At 30.3% G+C, this 16,443-nt stretch carries 11 protein-coding genes; 10 read left to right on the forward strand and 1 reads right to left on the reverse strand.

What is annotated here, in order from left to right:
* The first annotated feature begins 25 nt into the window (after positions 1-25).
* The 5 genes from J3359_RS18310 to J3359_RS09870 all read left to right on the forward strand — a co-directional run bounded on the left by J3359_RS18310 (position 26) and on the right by J3359_RS09870 (position 11,307).
* Positions 26-2,191: an RHS repeat domain-containing protein gene (locus tag J3359_RS18310; RefSeq protein WP_243765890.1), complete on the forward strand. Its 2,166-nt coding sequence runs from the start codon at positions 26-28 to the stop codon at positions 2,189-2,191.
* 634 nt (positions 2,192-2,825) lie between these two features.
* Positions 2,826-2,939 carry an IS1/IS1595 family N-terminal zinc-binding domain-containing protein gene (locus tag J3359_RS18585; protein WP_437440099.1) on the forward strand — a complete coding sequence of 38 codons (114 nt, stop codon included), beginning with the start codon at positions 2,826-2,828 and terminating at the stop codon, positions 2,937-2,939.
* Between the two features lie 505 nt (positions 2,940-3,444).
* Complete coding sequence (locus tag J3359_RS09860; RefSeq protein WP_208076631.1) at positions 3,445-6,453, forward strand: RHS repeat domain-containing protein; 3,009 nt, start codon at positions 3,445-3,447, stop codon at positions 6,451-6,453.
* Positions 6,454-6,456: 3 nt separating this feature from the next.
* Complete coding sequence (locus tag J3359_RS09865; protein WP_208080526.1) at positions 6,457-10,374, forward strand: DUF6443 domain-containing protein; 3,918 nt, start codon at positions 6,457-6,459, stop codon at positions 10,372-10,374.
* 375 nt (positions 10,375-10,749) lie between these two features.
* Positions 10,750-11,307: an REP-associated tyrosine transposase gene (locus tag J3359_RS09870; RefSeq protein WP_208076749.1), complete on the forward strand. Its 558-nt coding sequence runs from the start codon at positions 10,750-10,752 to the stop codon at positions 11,305-11,307.
* 2 nt (positions 11,308-11,309) lie between these two features.
* On the opposite strand, the gene J3359_RS09875 is transcribed toward J3359_RS09870, so the two are convergent.
* On the reverse strand, positions 11,310-11,657 hold the full coding sequence (locus J3359_RS09875) for a helix-turn-helix domain-containing protein (RefSeq protein WP_208076750.1): 348 nt from the start codon (positions 11,655-11,657) through the stop codon (positions 11,310-11,312).
* Positions 11,658-11,821: 164 nt separating this feature from the next.
* Between J3359_RS09875 and J3359_RS09880 the strand changes: the two genes are divergently transcribed.
* The 5 genes from J3359_RS09880 to J3359_RS09900 all read left to right on the forward strand — a co-directional run bounded on the left by J3359_RS09880 (position 11,822) and on the right by J3359_RS09900 (position 15,862).
* Entirely contained in the window at positions 11,822-13,348 is a 1,527-nt protein-coding gene (locus tag J3359_RS09880; RefSeq protein WP_208076751.1) for an MTBMA_p00010-related P-loop-containing protein, read from the forward strand.
* Between the two features lie 124 nt (positions 13,349-13,472).
* A complete protein-coding gene (locus J3359_RS09885) occupies positions 13,473-14,402 on the forward strand; it encodes a tyrosine-type recombinase/integrase (RefSeq protein WP_208076752.1) in 930 nt (309 codons plus the stop codon).
* Complete coding sequence (locus J3359_RS09890) at positions 14,395-15,282, forward strand: tyrosine-type recombinase/integrase (RefSeq protein WP_208076753.1); 888 nt, start codon at positions 14,395-14,397, stop codon at positions 15,280-15,282. The genes J3359_RS09885 and J3359_RS09890 overlap by 8 nt, the downstream gene beginning before the upstream one ends.
* Before the next feature lie 7 nt (positions 15,283-15,289).
* On the forward strand, positions 15,290-15,553 hold the full coding sequence (locus J3359_RS09895; protein ID WP_243765891.1) for an addiction module protein: 264 nt from the start codon (positions 15,290-15,292) through the stop codon (positions 15,551-15,553).
* Positions 15,554-15,862: a type II toxin-antitoxin system RelE/ParE family toxin gene (locus tag J3359_RS09900; protein ID WP_208076754.1), complete on the forward strand. Its 309-nt coding sequence runs from the start codon at positions 15,554-15,556 to the stop codon at positions 15,860-15,862. It begins immediately after the preceding gene.
* Positions 15,863-16,443 lie beyond the last annotated feature (581 nt).

Raw genomic sequence — 16,443 nt, forward strand, 5'->3', positions numbered from 1 at the left:
TTTAAAAATAACCTATTTTCTGAATGTGCCTATTTATGCATATAGTAAAAATGAATACTTAAAAACAACCGATATTGTTGAGAGTAAGCTAGATTTTATTGGTAAAGTTACTGAGACAAAAGCTACACATAAAAAAGATAATCAAGTCGATATTATTACCATAGATAAGTTTGAGTATGACCATTCAGAAAGACTGAAATTACAAAAACAGCAATTTGAGGTTAATGGAACAACTAGTTCTGAAGAAGTTATTGTAGAAAATACTTATGACGCTTTAGGACAACTAGAATCTAAAAGAGTTGGAGGCGAAACGACAGATACAGATGGCTTACAAAAGATAGATTACACCTACAATGTTAGAGGTTGGTTAAAAACGATAAATAATCCAACTGATGTTCTAACAGATGATTTATTTGCATTCAACATTAACTATAATACAATTGAAAAAAATAATTCTGGAGCTTCAAAATTAAATACAGAAGCGTTGTATAATGGAAATATTAGCGAAACACATTGGCGAACTAAAAACGATAATAAACTACGTGCTTATGGCTATAGTTACGATGCGCTAAATAGAATCACAAAAGCACAGTATAAAGCAGGAACTAATTTTACAGAAGAAATTGGAGCATTCGATTTAAAGAATGTAAAATACGATTATAATGGAAACATTCATAGGTTAGTTCGTAAATCTGGAAATAGTGTTCTAACAGCAGGAGAGTTAACTGATATATTATCATATAGTTATTATGAAGATGGTTTAAGTAATCGGTTATCTAAAGTAAAAGATAATAGTACTATACATCCAGAAAAAGGTTTTGATGACGGTACAAACACAAATAACGATTATAATTACGATTTAAATGGTAATTTAACAAAAGATGAAAACAAAAAAATTACAACCATAAAATACAATCATTTAAATTTGCCAGTAGTTGTTAAATTTGAAAACAATGTATACAAGCGTATTGTTTATACGTATGATGCTACAGGTATTAAATTAAGCAAGAAAGTAATAGAAAGTCCTACTAAAAAAACGGAAACAAAATATGCAGGGAATTATATTTACGAAAATGATGTTTTAAAATTTTCTAATCACTCCGAAGGCTATATTGAACCTAAAAGTGAAGGAGATATTACTCAAGGGTTTAAATATGTCTATCAATATAAAGACCAAGTAAATAACGTAAGACTCTCGTATTCAGACCTTGATAATAATGGGGCTATCGATGCTTCTACTGAAATTTTACACGAGCGAAATTATTATCCTTTCGGATTATTGCATCGTGGATATAATAATGTTATCAACGGAACTGTAAATAATTTAAAGCAATATCAAGGACAAGAATTTACAGAAGATTTAGGGCTGAATACTCACGAATGGAAATATAGAGTAAGTGACCCAGCAATTGGTAGGTTCTGGCAAATAGACCCATTAGCAGAAGATTATAATTATCAATCACCATATAATTTTTCTGAAAATAGAGTAATTGATGCATTTGAATTAGAAGGACTTGAAAAAGTATCGATACATACAAGAGCTTTTGCACCGTTTAAAACATTTGGAGGTGGCTTTTCGGGAGATGGAGCAGACAGAGGCTTTACAACTTCTCAAAATGTAACTTCAAGAGTTAAGCAATCTGTAGGTATAGATTTTAACCAAAGTACACCTGTTGTGTCAGGAGGTCTACAAACCAGTGATGCAACACATCACCCTATTTTAGGAGAAGACACAGCACTAAGTAGAGATGCATTAAAAAATGTACAAATAGGAGAAACAAGCACAGGAGCTAAACAAGTAAGTTTTCAATCAGAAATTGAAGGAGCAAATCCACTTACACCAAAAGCTTTAACACCTAATATTGATGTCGATGGTATTTTTTCAATATCATCAAATCAGGAAACAGGCGTTTTAAGTATATCAGCAAATATAACAGGAGATAATTTTCCTTCCACAGAATCATTTATTAGTGATGGTAAAAATTCTGTATTTATTGGAGTAAGTGCACTAAAAGGAAGCCCTTTTTCAAGTTTAAAAGGAGAAGGTGGTAGAAAAATGATTAATACTGACCTTCGAATAAATTTTAATTCTGATGGTATATTCCAAAATGTAATCTATCAAGGTAAGCAGTATAATATACAGGATTATAATAAATTATTTGAAACTCAAAACCCTAATGGCAACAATTAAAAAATGAAAATATATCTAAAGCATTTTATAGTTTTTATTATAATCAGTTCTCTTGTCTTATACTTCTCTACAATAAAGGAAGGAATAGAAGTGTTCAAATTAGAAGGTGGTTATTTTAAAAATATTGGAAAGACATTTGAATACTTTTTTAAATGGGTTATACCATATTGGTGGTATATTTTAATTATAGCGTCTTTAATTTTAGCAATAATTAGCGCCTTTATATTCAAGAAAATAAAATAGATAAAAAGCCACCTTCGGGTGGTTTTTTTTATGCTCTAAAGTGAAGCTACATTTTTATTAAAAAAGTCCTTAAACTTCTTTTTGGTAAGCATTGTATCAATGATTTTAAGTATCGTAGATTTATCTTCTTCGTCTAATTGATTAATTAGTTTAATCGGTAATGGTACAGATTAGTTGATGATAAATTTCTAAAACATAAGATATTGTAAAACAACAGATTAACAGATTAATTATAGTAAATAAGGATGAACAAAAAGTTCATTCTTTTATTTTTGAATGAATTTAAAGGCGTTAAAATGTGTCTTTTTTACCTTGGTGGTTCAAATTAGTTGATGAAAAAGTTATGAAACGAGCTTGCGAACAACATTTAACCAAATAAATAAAATGCTAAATGAAATGTAAAAAGTGTAAGAGATTAGCCGTTAAAAATGGTAAACAATCAAATGGGAGACAACGATACTATTGTAAAAGTTGTAAATGTAGTTTTCAAAGAAGTTATATATAAAAGGCTTATAGGGAGAATACAGATAAAAACATTTATCTCTTCTTAAGAGAAAGTGTTGGAATAACTGCAACTGTACTGTGATTTCTTAATCTTAGTTATTCGTAAGCAACTCATTGACTATATAAAATCTGTATTAAGAAACTGTAAAGTTGCTTTTTACTTTCAAAATAAAATATAGATTCATAAAATTATGAATATTAAATTATCGAAAGATGACCAATAATTGTTATATATGATAATTATCATTTTTTTAAATTTATGAATTATATATTTTAGCAATTCTATAATGTAGAAAGATAATGTTTCTTTATTATTTTTATACTCTAGGAAAAGATTCTTTTAAAAAAGAAAATAAAAAATGATGTCAATAATAAATACAAATCTCAAAATTATATTAGTATTACAGCCTTGCTTGATACTTTCTCAAATAGCTTCTGAACAGTATCTCAATTATTAATATTTTTTTAGAAAATTTCCTTATTTTTGATTACATAAATAAAAAATTATGAAAAAAATAACTGGCTTTATTTTAATGCTACTAATCACCATTTTTTCAAAGGCTCAAACCCCACCTGTTCAATTGAATTCTTACGCACCTTCGTCTCCTAATATTGCTTCTCTTGGGAAATATGCAGATTATCCTGTAAGTTTAAATACTGGCACTGTTAACATTTCAGTTCCTTTGTATACCTTAAATACTTCTTCTATTACTTTACCAATCTCTATTAGTTATCATAGTTCAGGAATTAAGGTAAATGACAGAGCTTCGAGTGTAGGTTTAGGCTGGAGTCTAAATGCAGGAGGTGTTATTACTAGAACTGTAAAAGGGAGTCCTGACGGGTATGTTGATAGACCACCAGCCCCAAATGCTGTTGATTATCAGTATTTTGGAGACCCTTTAGCAATGACAAATGACCCAAGATGGATAAACCCAAATGCTAACCCTTATTGGTTTAGTCTATTTATCGATGAAAACTATATGAGTCCAAGTGAGTTAAATAAAAAAATCTATTTAGATAAACTTGTTAGGTTTAAAACAAAAGATGGAGAACCAGATAAATTTATTTACAATTTTAATGGTAATGTTGGAGGTTTTTTTTTAGATGGAATACCTAGAAAAGTATATTCATCTTCTTATGAAACAGTGAAAATTGAAGAAAATATCAATAATTATGATGGGGGGGACATCAGCATAACTACTCCAGACGGTATATTGTATAAATTTGGTAAAGATTTTCAAGGAAATTCTGTAACAGAAAAAACAATTCCTTCTAGTTCTACTCAATCAGGTACAACTAGTTACATAAATCCCAACTACATTTCTTCTTGGTATTTAACTGAGATTGTTTCGGCGAATAAATTAGATACAATTAGTTTTAAATATAAGAGTTACTCTAATCCTGAAAGTTTTTTTTCACAAGGATTTAGTAAAATAATAGACGGTTATCAATTAAGTTCTGATGTAAGTTCAAATACTATTGGCGATTGTACTGCTTTAAAAGTAAATTACTCAGGTGTAAGTAGAGAATCTAAATATTTAAAGGAAATCTTATTTAAGTCTGGAAAAATAGTATTCAACTCTGTTAAAGATAGAGAAGATAGTGCTGAATACAGATTATCAAGCATTGAAATTTATAATAAAATTAAAAATACCTATAGTAAAATCAAAAGTATAATTCTAGACAATAATCATTATTTTAATAGGACTACATTTGGGAACTTTATAGAACCTTTAAGTAGTAATGCACCAACCAAATCTTTAAAATTAAAAGAAATTGTCTTTAACAGTAGTAATAATGTAGAAGAAAAAAAATATTCATTTAAATATAATTCTGGACAATTACCTAAAAGAAATAGCACTGCTCAAGATTATTGGGGATATTATAATGGAAAAACATCCAATAGTTCTTTAGTTCCTGAAGCCACATATTATAAAACTCCTTCATGTTTTAACCAAACGTTCACTTCAGATAGAAAAGCTAGTTCAGTACATATGAAAGCTGCAGTGTTAGAAGAAATAAAGTACCCAACAAAAGGAATTGTTAAATTTGATTTTGAACCCCATTATGCTAAAGATGGAAACAATGTTTCAATTCCAGTTGGAGGTTTACGCATAAAGTCTATAAAACATTTTATTAATGATGTTACCGACATCCCTTCTCTGATAAAAAGATACACCTATAATGGAGAAGCTTACGCAGGGGATGGAAAAATGCTGTACAAATACGATAATAATAAAACTCAATCAGTCTCTATTCCTGGTAGCCCTTTTTCTGGTGGTGTACGTCCTTCTTATAAATATGAAAATTACAGTTCAGACCCGGTTGATATAAAATCTAATAATGGCTCTCCAGTAGAATACTCTAAGGTCACAGAATTTAATAGTCAACAAGGAATATCAGGAAAAACAGTTTACAATTATAAGCCTTCTGTTTTAGATTTTCAAGGGCTACCTATACTTCATACTCCGTATCCAAATGTTGAACTATCTTTTTACCCTCAATGGCAACAAGGAAGATTAGAATCAAAAGAAGTTTACAGTTATGAAAACAATGCTTATTCACTAGTTTTAAGACAGAAAAATCTTTATACAAATCTAAAACAAAAGATAATTAAAGCTTTAAAAGCACAGGTCTATGTTCAAGATTCTAATGAAGGAGGGTTAGGAATTGTTGCCTTTAATTACAATATACTTTTAGGTAAAAGCGCTATTCATAAAACAATAACTGAAAAATATAAAAATGGTCAATTAGTTATATCTTCATCATCAGATTATGAATATGAGCAAGAACACTTTTTGTTAAAAAAAGAAATTAGTAATACGAGTGTTATCAATAATAAAATTGAAACTCAATATGAATACCCTCATACGATTGAAAATACTTCAGCGGTAACCAATAAGTTAAAAGATAATTTTATGTTAGTACCAGCTATACAAACTAAAATGTATAAAGATAAAGCTGGATTAAAAAAATTACTATCTGCTAACTACATTGTTTATAAAGACTGGGGCAATAATGTTATTCTACCTAACTTAGTCCAAACTGCAAAAGGAACAAGTACATTTGAAGACAGGATAGTTTATCATGATTATGACGATAAGGGAAATCCTACAGAGGTTAGCAAGAAAGATGGTTTAAAAATTTATTATGTTTGGGGTTATCAACAAACAAAACCCATTGCCAAAATTGTAGGATACACTAGCTTCACTTCCGCTCAACAATTAGCTATAAACAATGCAGTTTTAGCGTCAAATAGTGATACTAGTAGATGTTTAGACTCAGAGAGTTGTAATGAGAAAACATTACGAGAAAAGTTAGGTTTAGTAAGAGCTTTGCTCCCCAACGCTCAAGTTACTACATACACTTACGACCCTTTAATTGGAGTTACTAGTATTACAGATCCGAGAGGCTATACGATGTACTATGAGTATGATACCTTTAACCGCCTAAAACAAGTTAAAGATGCTGCTGGCAAGATATTAACTGAGAATGAATATAACTATAAAAACTAAGATATGAAAAAGCTACTTATATTGTGTTTGACACTTTTATTTTTTAGTTTTATTACAAGCGCCCAAGATACAAACTTAACCGTTTTTGATGATGACCCTGTGGTACCTATTGGACCAGGAGGCCCTGGGGGTCCGGGAGATCCAGCAACACCTATTCCTATCATTTCTGGTCTTACTTCTGTTAAAGTAAATGATATTAAAACGTACTTGCTAAGCCCCGCTCCTGCCATAAACTTAAATCAAAAAGGTATTTGGGCAGTTACCAAGGGGGTTATTTTAAGTCAATCCAATACAAATATTCAAATAAAATGGACTGCCTCTGGGAGTGGGTCGATAACATATTTAATTGTAGACAAGCAATTTGAAGAACTTATTTTTAAAACAGTCTCTTTAAACGTTGTTATAGGGTCATCTACTGGAAGTTCAACACCAAATCCAACACCGAATCCAACAACTAACTTAAGTAACGAGAATTACATTTACACAATAACACCACGAAAAGCAACCACAGATGTATCTGGTCTTTCAAATGATGAGAAAATTGAAAATGTCACTTATTTCGATGGTTTAGGAAGAGCGAAACAATCTATAGCTATAAGAGCTGGAGGGCAAAAACAAGACATTGTTACTCATATCGAATACGATGCATTCGGGCGTCAAGCAAAAGAATATTTACCATTTGCAGCTACAACTAATAATGGACTTTACAGGACAGGAGATTTAGCAACCACTACAAATCACTATTACAAAACAAAATACGCAGAAGATTTTGCAGGAGTTACAGTACCTAATACAAATGCCTACTCACAAAAAGTATTTGACAAATCTCCGTTAAACCGAGTTTTAGAACAGGCAGCTCCAGGAAAAGATTGGAAAGTGGGCGCTGGGCATACCATACAATTTGAATATGCTACCAATACAGCTACAGAGGTAAGACAGTATTATGTGACCACTACTTTTTCAAACAATACTTACACTCCTACTTTACAATTAAATACATCTATTAATTCTGGTTATTACAAAGCTTCTCAATTATACAAAACTATAACCAAAGATGAAAACCATACTGGCACCACTAAAAATCATACTACAGAAGAGTTTAAAAATAAACAAGGTCAAGTTGTTTTAAAAAGAACTTATGCAGATATCGATTTAAATGGAGATGGAGACACTGCTGATACTGGAGAGCAACAGGCTAAACATGATACGTACTACGTATATGATGATTTTGGAAACTTAACCTATGTTTTACCTCCTAAAGCAGAGGCAAACACATCTAAACCAAATTCAACAAAATTGTCAGAATTATGTTATCAATACAAATATGATCATAGAAATCGTTTGGTTGAGAAAAAAATACCAGGAAAAGGTTGGGAATATATTATATATGACAATTTAGACAGACCTGTGCTGACTCAAGATGCTAATCAAAGAACGCCTAAAAAATGGTTATTTACCAAATACGATCAATTAGGTAGAGTTATATATACAGGAATTTATACACATGCTTCTTTGTCAAGCAGGACAAGCATGCAAACAACTTTTAAAAACAAAAGTGAAGCTCAAAACTATGAGACAAAAGTAACATCAGGAACAGGTTACAGTGGAACTTATTACTCGAATAGCGATTTTCCAAATTCAAATTTAGAAATATTAACTGTTAATTATTATGATAATTATACCTTTAATAGAGCTGGCGCTGGAATATCTGTCACCACAAATGGCGTTACATCAACAAGTAATGTAAAAGGACTGGCTACTGGAAGTCGCGTAAAAATCTTAGATACAAACCCAACAAAATGGATTACCACAGTAAGCTATTACGATGCTAAGGCTCGATCAATATATACTTACTCAAAAAATGAATATTTAAGCTCCATAGATATTGTAGAGAGTAAATTAGATTTTGTTGGCAAAGTTTTAGAAACAAAATCTCATCATTCTAAAACAGGAGATAATATCGCCTCTACGATAATTATTAAAGATGATTTGACATACGATCATATGGACAGACTAAAAAAGCAAAGTCAAACCATTGGGACACATACTGAGACGATTGTGGAAAATACCTATGACGATTTAGGGAAGCTGATAACTAAAGGAGTTGGAGGTAAATCTAGCAATACTAATAGATTGCAAACGGTAAATTATAAATATAATGTTAGAGGGTGGCTGAGAGGTATCAACGACAATAATACCAGTAATACTTCAGTTTCATTAGCATCAGGCGATTTATTTGGCTTTGAAATTAACTATAACAATCCAAGTACAGGAGGAACTGCTTTATATAATGGGAATATAAGCCAAACCTTATGGAAAACAACAAGTGCTAACCCATCTGGAAACACGATTAGTAATAAATATTCATATTCTTACGATGCTTTAAATCGAATTACAAGTGCAAATGATAATACAGGAAGATATGATGTTTGGGGAATTGTGTATGATAAAAATGGAAACATTAAAAATTTAAAAAGAGATGGTCATTTAAATTCTTCCTACACTTCTTTCGGACAAATGGATAACTTAACATATTCTTATGACAGTGGAAATAAGTTAATGAAAGTAAGCGATGCACTTGCAAATGATCAATTTGGCTTTAAAGATGATGCCCTAAATAATACTGCTGATAGCTCTAATGATTACAGTTATGATGCTAATGGAAATATGCTAACTGATACAAATAAAGGAATTACCTCAATAAGCTACAATCATTTAAATTTACCAAAAAGTGTTACCTTAGCAGGAGGAACAATAACTTACAAATATGATGCAACTGGAGTAAAACAAAGTAAAGTAGCTGATGGGAAACTCACAGAATATGCTGGAAATTTTATTTATAAAAAAATAGGTACTGGAACTAAAACGTTAGAATTTTTTAATCATGCAGAAGGGTATGCCTCTCCTAATGGAACTACTGGAAATGTTTGGAAGTATGTATATCAATATAAAGATCATTTAGGAAACGTTAGATTGTCTTATAGTGATGCTAACAAAAATAGTAGTATTACTCAATCTGAAATTATAGAAGAAAGTAACTACTATCCCTTTGGCTTAAAACATAAAGGATACAATAATGTGGTAAGTTCTAATGGGAATAGTACCGCGCAGAAGTTTGGGTTCCAAGGACAAGAATTACAAGAAGATTTAAATTTGAATTGGTCTTCTTTTAAATGGAGAAATGCTGACCCTGCGATAGGGAGGTTTTTTAATATTGACCCATTAGCTGAAGATTTTGTTCACAATGGGACGTATAATTTTTCTGAAAATAGAGTTATAGATGCAATTGAATTAGAGGGATTAGAGGCAGTAGTTTTAAATGGAGAAGTTAGAGGTGGAAGCGCTGTTGGAGGTTATGCTTCTATTCAACTAGCTGCTGATGTAAAAGGTAATGTAGCTTTACAATATTCTTATGGAGCGGGATTATTCTTCGGAGCAGGAGCAGGAGCAGGAGTAGGTGTAAGTATTAGTGCAGCTCCAACAGTTGACGATTTAGCAGGAGCTGGTGCAGAAGTAGGCTTATTTGGAGGACAAGTTATATCTTTAGCAGGTGAAATAAATTTCTCTTTTACTTCAGATGGAGAAGATTGGATTGATGCTTTTACTGCACCTAAAAATCAATATATTGGAGCTACAATTTCTGCTGGCCCAGGAATAGGTCTTGGTGTGTATTTAAATCTGAGTAATACAGGTACAATTGGAAAACTTTCTTCAGATGAGATTAAAAATTTTATTACAGATACCTTTAAAGGTAATAAGGAATATGGAAATGCTCTTAATGGGATATTAGACATAACCAAAGATTTTCTTAAATCGAATGAAGGAGCAACAAGTTTTTCAAAAGAACAACTACAATCTTATTATGATAATATTAGTGGTTATATGTATATAATAAATAATCAAAATGAAGAAGAAGAATGATAATATTAATGATTACCTCGTTTTTAATAGCTGTTACCTTAATACTATATTCTGTTTTAAAAATTAACAGAATAGCAAAGAAAAATAAGATAACAAACTTTTTTCAGCTTCTTAAAATAAAAAATAGTGTAATAAAAAATGAATTAAGAAAATTGTATTTATTCATTTTCTTTGCTTTTTTACAATTTTTTTTAATGATGCTTTTTCTGGTAATGGTACAGATTAGTTGATGATACAACCTGGCACACGCTATTTCTAAACCCCAGATGGCGCTAGTATGTCACGCACACGCTAGTGCTAGCATTTGCTAGTACCGTTAACAATAAGAACAAAAAGCTATGCTACAAGCGTAGCTTTTTGTATTTTAGTATTGTTATGAGTAGAAAATATAAATTCCATAATAAAGCAGGTTTATATTTTGCAAGTTTTGCGACTATAAATTGGTTAGATGTATTTACAAGACAAGTATATTTTGATGTTTTAGCAGACAGTGTAAGTTATTGTAGAAAAGAGAAAGGGCTAGAATTATATTGTTATTGTTTTATGCCAAGTCATATCCATTTTATCTTTAGAAGTGCTAACGAACAACCATCAGAATTATTAAGAGATTTTAAACGTCATACATCTAAAAAAGTCATAGAATCTATAGAAAGTAATCCACAAGAAAGTAGAAAAGAATGGTTATTATGGATGTTTAAAAGAGCAGGAAAAAAGAATGCAACTACCAGTAAATATCAGTTTTGGCAACATCATAATAAACCTATAGAATTGTGGAGCGAAAAAGTAATCAAACAAAAAATAGATTACATCCATAATAATCCAGTAGCAAGTGGTTTTGTAACGGATGCAATTGATTGGAAATACTCAAGTGCTAGAAATTATCAAGAAGATAATACTGTTTTAGAAATAGATGATTCAGGTTTTTTAGGGTAGTTTTATGCGAGTTGTTTTTGAATATCTTTTTGAAATACAAACGCTTTAAGCATTGCTTTTACGCTTGTAATATTTTCATCATCTAGCTTTTGCACTTTATGAAATAATTGTAATAGTTCTTCATCATTTAGTTTGTTATTTATAATCTGTTCGTTAGAACCGTAAATAAGCGCATCTGTAGAAACTTCTAACGCATCAGCAATCTTTTTAGCCACATCAATAGTTGGTGATGTTAAATTACGTTCATATCTTGAAATATGTGTTGCGTGTACATTTATCATTTTAGCAAGGTCTCCTTGCGAAATATCTTTCTCTGCACGTATTTTTTTTAAGTTATCTCCAAACGACATAAGTGTACTGAATTAGTAAATGAAACATCAAAAATGATATACAAAGTTAGTTAATTATAGACATAAAATGTAATACTGTTAAAAATAATAATCAAAGTATATATTTATAAATAAACAAAATGTATATATTTGTAGTCAAATATGATTATTAAAACTTTTTAACAATGTTAGATACAAGTAACTCCAACAACTACGAATACATCACAAAACATTTAGAAATTCACATTTTAGGCGGAATAAAGACCAATAAACTAGAGAGTTTACGAATTACGTTATCTATCCAAAAACTAAAACAAGAAAACATTTTACGTCATACACTCGATTTATACAACGATAATCAAGTAGAAAAGTTTGTTAGGAAAGTAGCAGAACGATTAGAAGTAGGAACAAGTATCGTTAGAAGAACATTACAAGAAGTAACCAAAGAATTAGAAAATTATAGGTTTTTACTTATACAACAATATGAAGAAGCGCATAAACCTTATTTTAAAGAATTATCTGCAACCGAAGAAAGAGAAGCTATAAAGTTCTTAAAACGAAAGGATTTACTACCAAAAACAAATGAATTGATTGGTAAAGCTGGAGTTATTGGAGAACAAGTAAATAGATTATTAATGTATTTAATTTTTACAAGTAGAAAAACAAACAATCCATTGCATTGTATCAGTTTAGGAAGTTCGGGAGTTGGGAAAACTCATCTACAATCTAAAGTATCAGAACTGATACCTGAAGAAGATAAAGTAGAAATTACAGTATTATCTGCAAACGCTTTTTACTACTTCAATAGAACAGAATTACAACACAAACTTATTTTAATAGAAGATTTAGACGGAGCAGAATCTGTACTCTATCCACTTCGTGAATTACAATCTAAAAAGAGAATTACAAAAACAGTTGTTCATAAAGACGCAAGAGGAAATACAAAAACCATCCATTTAACAGTTGAAGGTCCTGTATCTGTTGCAGGTTGTACCACACAAGAAAGCATTTACGAAGATAATTCTAATAGAAGTTTTTTACTGTATATAGATGAAAGTCAAGAACAAGATAGTAGAATAATGAATTACCAAAGGCTTATAAGTGCAGGAAAAATAAACGAAGACCAGGAACACAAATCAAGAGAATTGTTAAAAGATGTGCAACGAGTTTTAAAGCCCATAAAAGTAATTAATCCATTTGCAGAATATTTAGAGTTGCCACAATCGGTTTTTAAACCAAGAAGAACCAACAGCCACTATTTACAATTTATAGAAGCAATTACATTTTACAAACAATATCAGCGAGAGCAACAAGTAAATGAAGAAACAGGAGAAGTATTTATAGAAACCACAATCGAAGATATTAAAGAAGCTAACGAATTAATTATAGAAGTTCTATTAAGAAAATCTGACACACTTACAGGAGCAATTAGAAATCATTTAGAGAATCTAAAAGCCTATTTACAAGAAAATAAACAAACCACGTTTACAAGTTCTGAAATCAGAAGAAAACTACGATTAAAAGAAACCACATTAAGAAGATACAATAAGCAACTATTAGCAGAACAATATATTAGAAAAGTAAAAGCAGAAAAAGGTAAAATGTATCATTATGAAATTGTGGATATAGAGGAATATACAAACCTTAAAAGTCAGATAGATAAATCATTACAAGATTGTATTGCTAACATCAACTTCGCCACTTCGTCATAAGTTCGCCACCATTAAAATGGCGAAGTTAAAATACTGAATAAAAGAAACTTAAATCTACATCGCCATTAAAACTTAAAAAAGGTCAAGGGAATGAAAAAAGTAGTGAGCCACTACAGCCAAAAAAATGAAGAAACTAAAATTACAAAACGAGAGTTATAGACTATTTGTTGCCAATTATAAAGAATGGTTAGACATTTTAGGCTATGCAGAAAGTACAGTCTATTACTTGCCAAACCACTTACAAGAGTTCTTCTATTATCTGGAACAAAACCACATTAAAAACATCAATCAAATTACTACTAAAACCGTAAAAAATTATTACAATTATCTGCAAGAAAGAGCCAACGAAAGACAAAGTGGAGGATTAAGTAAAAGCTATTTAAACAAACATCAACAAGCCTTAAAAAAGTTCAAAGAATATTTGACTAACCACAATCATACAGGAATAAATATCCATTTAAAATCAGAGAAAAACCCAACAGAAGAAAAGCTAAATATCTTAACACAATCAGAAATAAAAGAACTTTTTAAAGCAACAGAATTTAGCCATACAGAAACTAAATTTAAATTAAGAGACAAAGCTATTTTAGTCGTTTTATACAGTTGTGGATTAAGAAGAAATGAAGCTGTACATCTAAATACGAATGATATATTTTTTGATAAAGAAAGAATATTTGTTAGAAAAGGGAAGAATTATAAAGAGCGTTTTGTTCCTATAAACAGAAAGAATGCAGAACTATTAGAAGATTATATTTTTGAAGCAAGATTGCAATTTAAAGATGCATATTTAAGTGAAGCCTTATTTATTAGTAAGAGAGGAACTCGTTTAAATGGAATGAGTTTAGCCAACAGATTACAGAAAATAGTACAAGCCACCAACAACAAAGAAATAGCAGAAAAGAGAATCACACTTCACACATTAAGACACTCAATTGCAACTCATTTATTGCAACACGAAGTAAAGTTAGAAAACATCAAAACTTTTTTAGGCCATAGTTCTTTAGAATCTACACAAATTTACACACACTTGCTTAAAACACTTGAAAATGAATGATTATAGAAGTTATTTACAGAAAGAAAGTTACGGTTTAACAACGATAGAAAGTTACACAAAAGGAGCAGAAAACTTTGTAAAATGGTGCAAGAGAAATCATACAACTCCAGATCTAATAGATTACAAAACATTTTTAAAATACATCAAATATTTACAAAGAAAAAATACCACAAAAAAGACAATAAAGCATAAAATAGGAACCTTAAAAATATACTTTAAATATCTGTTATCAGAAAATTATAGAATAGACAATCCAATAGAAAATATCAATATTAAAGGTGTAAAAAGAACCATCAATTACAACGTATTAGAAGCAGACGAATTAGAAGATTTATACTATTCTTACGAAACTGAAAACATCAAAGACAGCTATCATAAATTAACAGCAAAACGTAATAAAATAATAGTTGGTTTATTAGTCTATCAAGGTTTAAATACAAGTGAACTCATCAAACTAGAAATTCAAGATTTACAGCTATACAAAGGAAAAATTTATATAAAAAGTGGTGCAAGAAGTAACGCAAGAACCTTAGAATTAAAATCGTGGCAAGTCATAGAATTATTAGAATATGTAAAAGAAATTAGAGAAGAAATAAAGTTAAAATGGAACATGGAAAATGAACGATTATTTATACCAAACAATGCAAGATTAGGAAATACAATCCAATTTATTTTAAAGAAATTAAAAAAGATAAATCATAAAGTAAATAATGGAAATCAAATACGAGCTTCAGTAATTACAAACTGGTTAAAACAATACAATTTAAGACAAGTACAGGTTTTAGCTGGACATCGTTATATAAGTTCAACAGAAAGATACTTACAAGACGATTTAGAAAGTTTACACGAAATCGTTAACAACTTCCATCCAATCTCATAGAAAAAATATGGAACAAAAATTGTACATTTGTTATGCTAAAAACACGACAGTTATGGACTTGCAATTAAGAAAATACAATTTTATACAACAATTAGTTGATGTAGAAAAAGAAAGCATTATGGCTACTTTAGAACGTGTTTTAAAGCAAGAAAAAGAAGAACACCAAGAAATCTCAACTGCACACAAAAAAGAATTAGACAATCGTTTAAAAAGCTATAAAGAAAATCCTGATGATGTTTTAGATTGGTCAGCTGTAAAAGAAAATTGGTAAATGAGTTATAGCATTAAATTACTCCCAATTGTACACACAGATTTAAAAAAAGCAAAAAAGTGGTACAACAAAGAAAGAGAAGGATTAGGAGAAGAATTTAAAATAGAAGTCAATAAAGAGATAGATTATATTGGAGAATATCCACAACATTATCAAAGAAAATACAAAGAATTACGACAATCTTTAGTCACTCGTTTTCCTTATGCAATTTTTTATTTAGTGGAAGAACAGCAAAAACGAATTGTAATTTTTGGAGTTTTACACACAAGAAGAAATCCAGAAATAGCAAGAAAAAGAATGAAGAAATAAGATAAAAACTTCGCTTGTTCAACGTCACAAGCTCGCAAAAAAACCAATCAGAATCAGCCCACGCTTGCCATCACTTCTGTAGTTTTTACGTCATATTTTTTGTAAACCAACGCATAAAACAGCACATTGTAGCTTGTTCGTTCCTCACAACTCCAAAGAGCTGTTTGCCCACGCTCAAAAACAAAAAATCTGCCATAAAATCTACCCCAAGCTAAGTTACATAATAGAAGTTATAATAGCAAAATGCGCTTCAAAAGTACGCTAACGCTGGCATAATTTATTTTGTAGTTATAACTGCTATTATGTAAAATAGCCGCTCTTCCAACGCTTTTTTACAGCCACTTCTGCCCACGCACTACGAATCCTTTAATTTTTACTACGTAAGCCAACGCTCCGAATTTGTACAAAAAAAAGCTTCGCAAAAAGACGTCAAGCGAAAAAGCTTGTCTTACTTCTTTGCTCGTTTTTTTGTACAACTCGTGCAAACAATATTATGAAAAACAAGTCATTTTATTTTTAGTAGAAAATCCACGCATCAGCCACCTCTTTTTCTACTAAAAATAAAACGTAAGTTCTCATCA

Source organism: Polaribacter cellanae (genome assembly GCF_017569185.1).
GTDB lineage: Bacteria > Bacteroidota > Bacteroidia > Flavobacteriales > Flavobacteriaceae > Polaribacter > Polaribacter cellanae.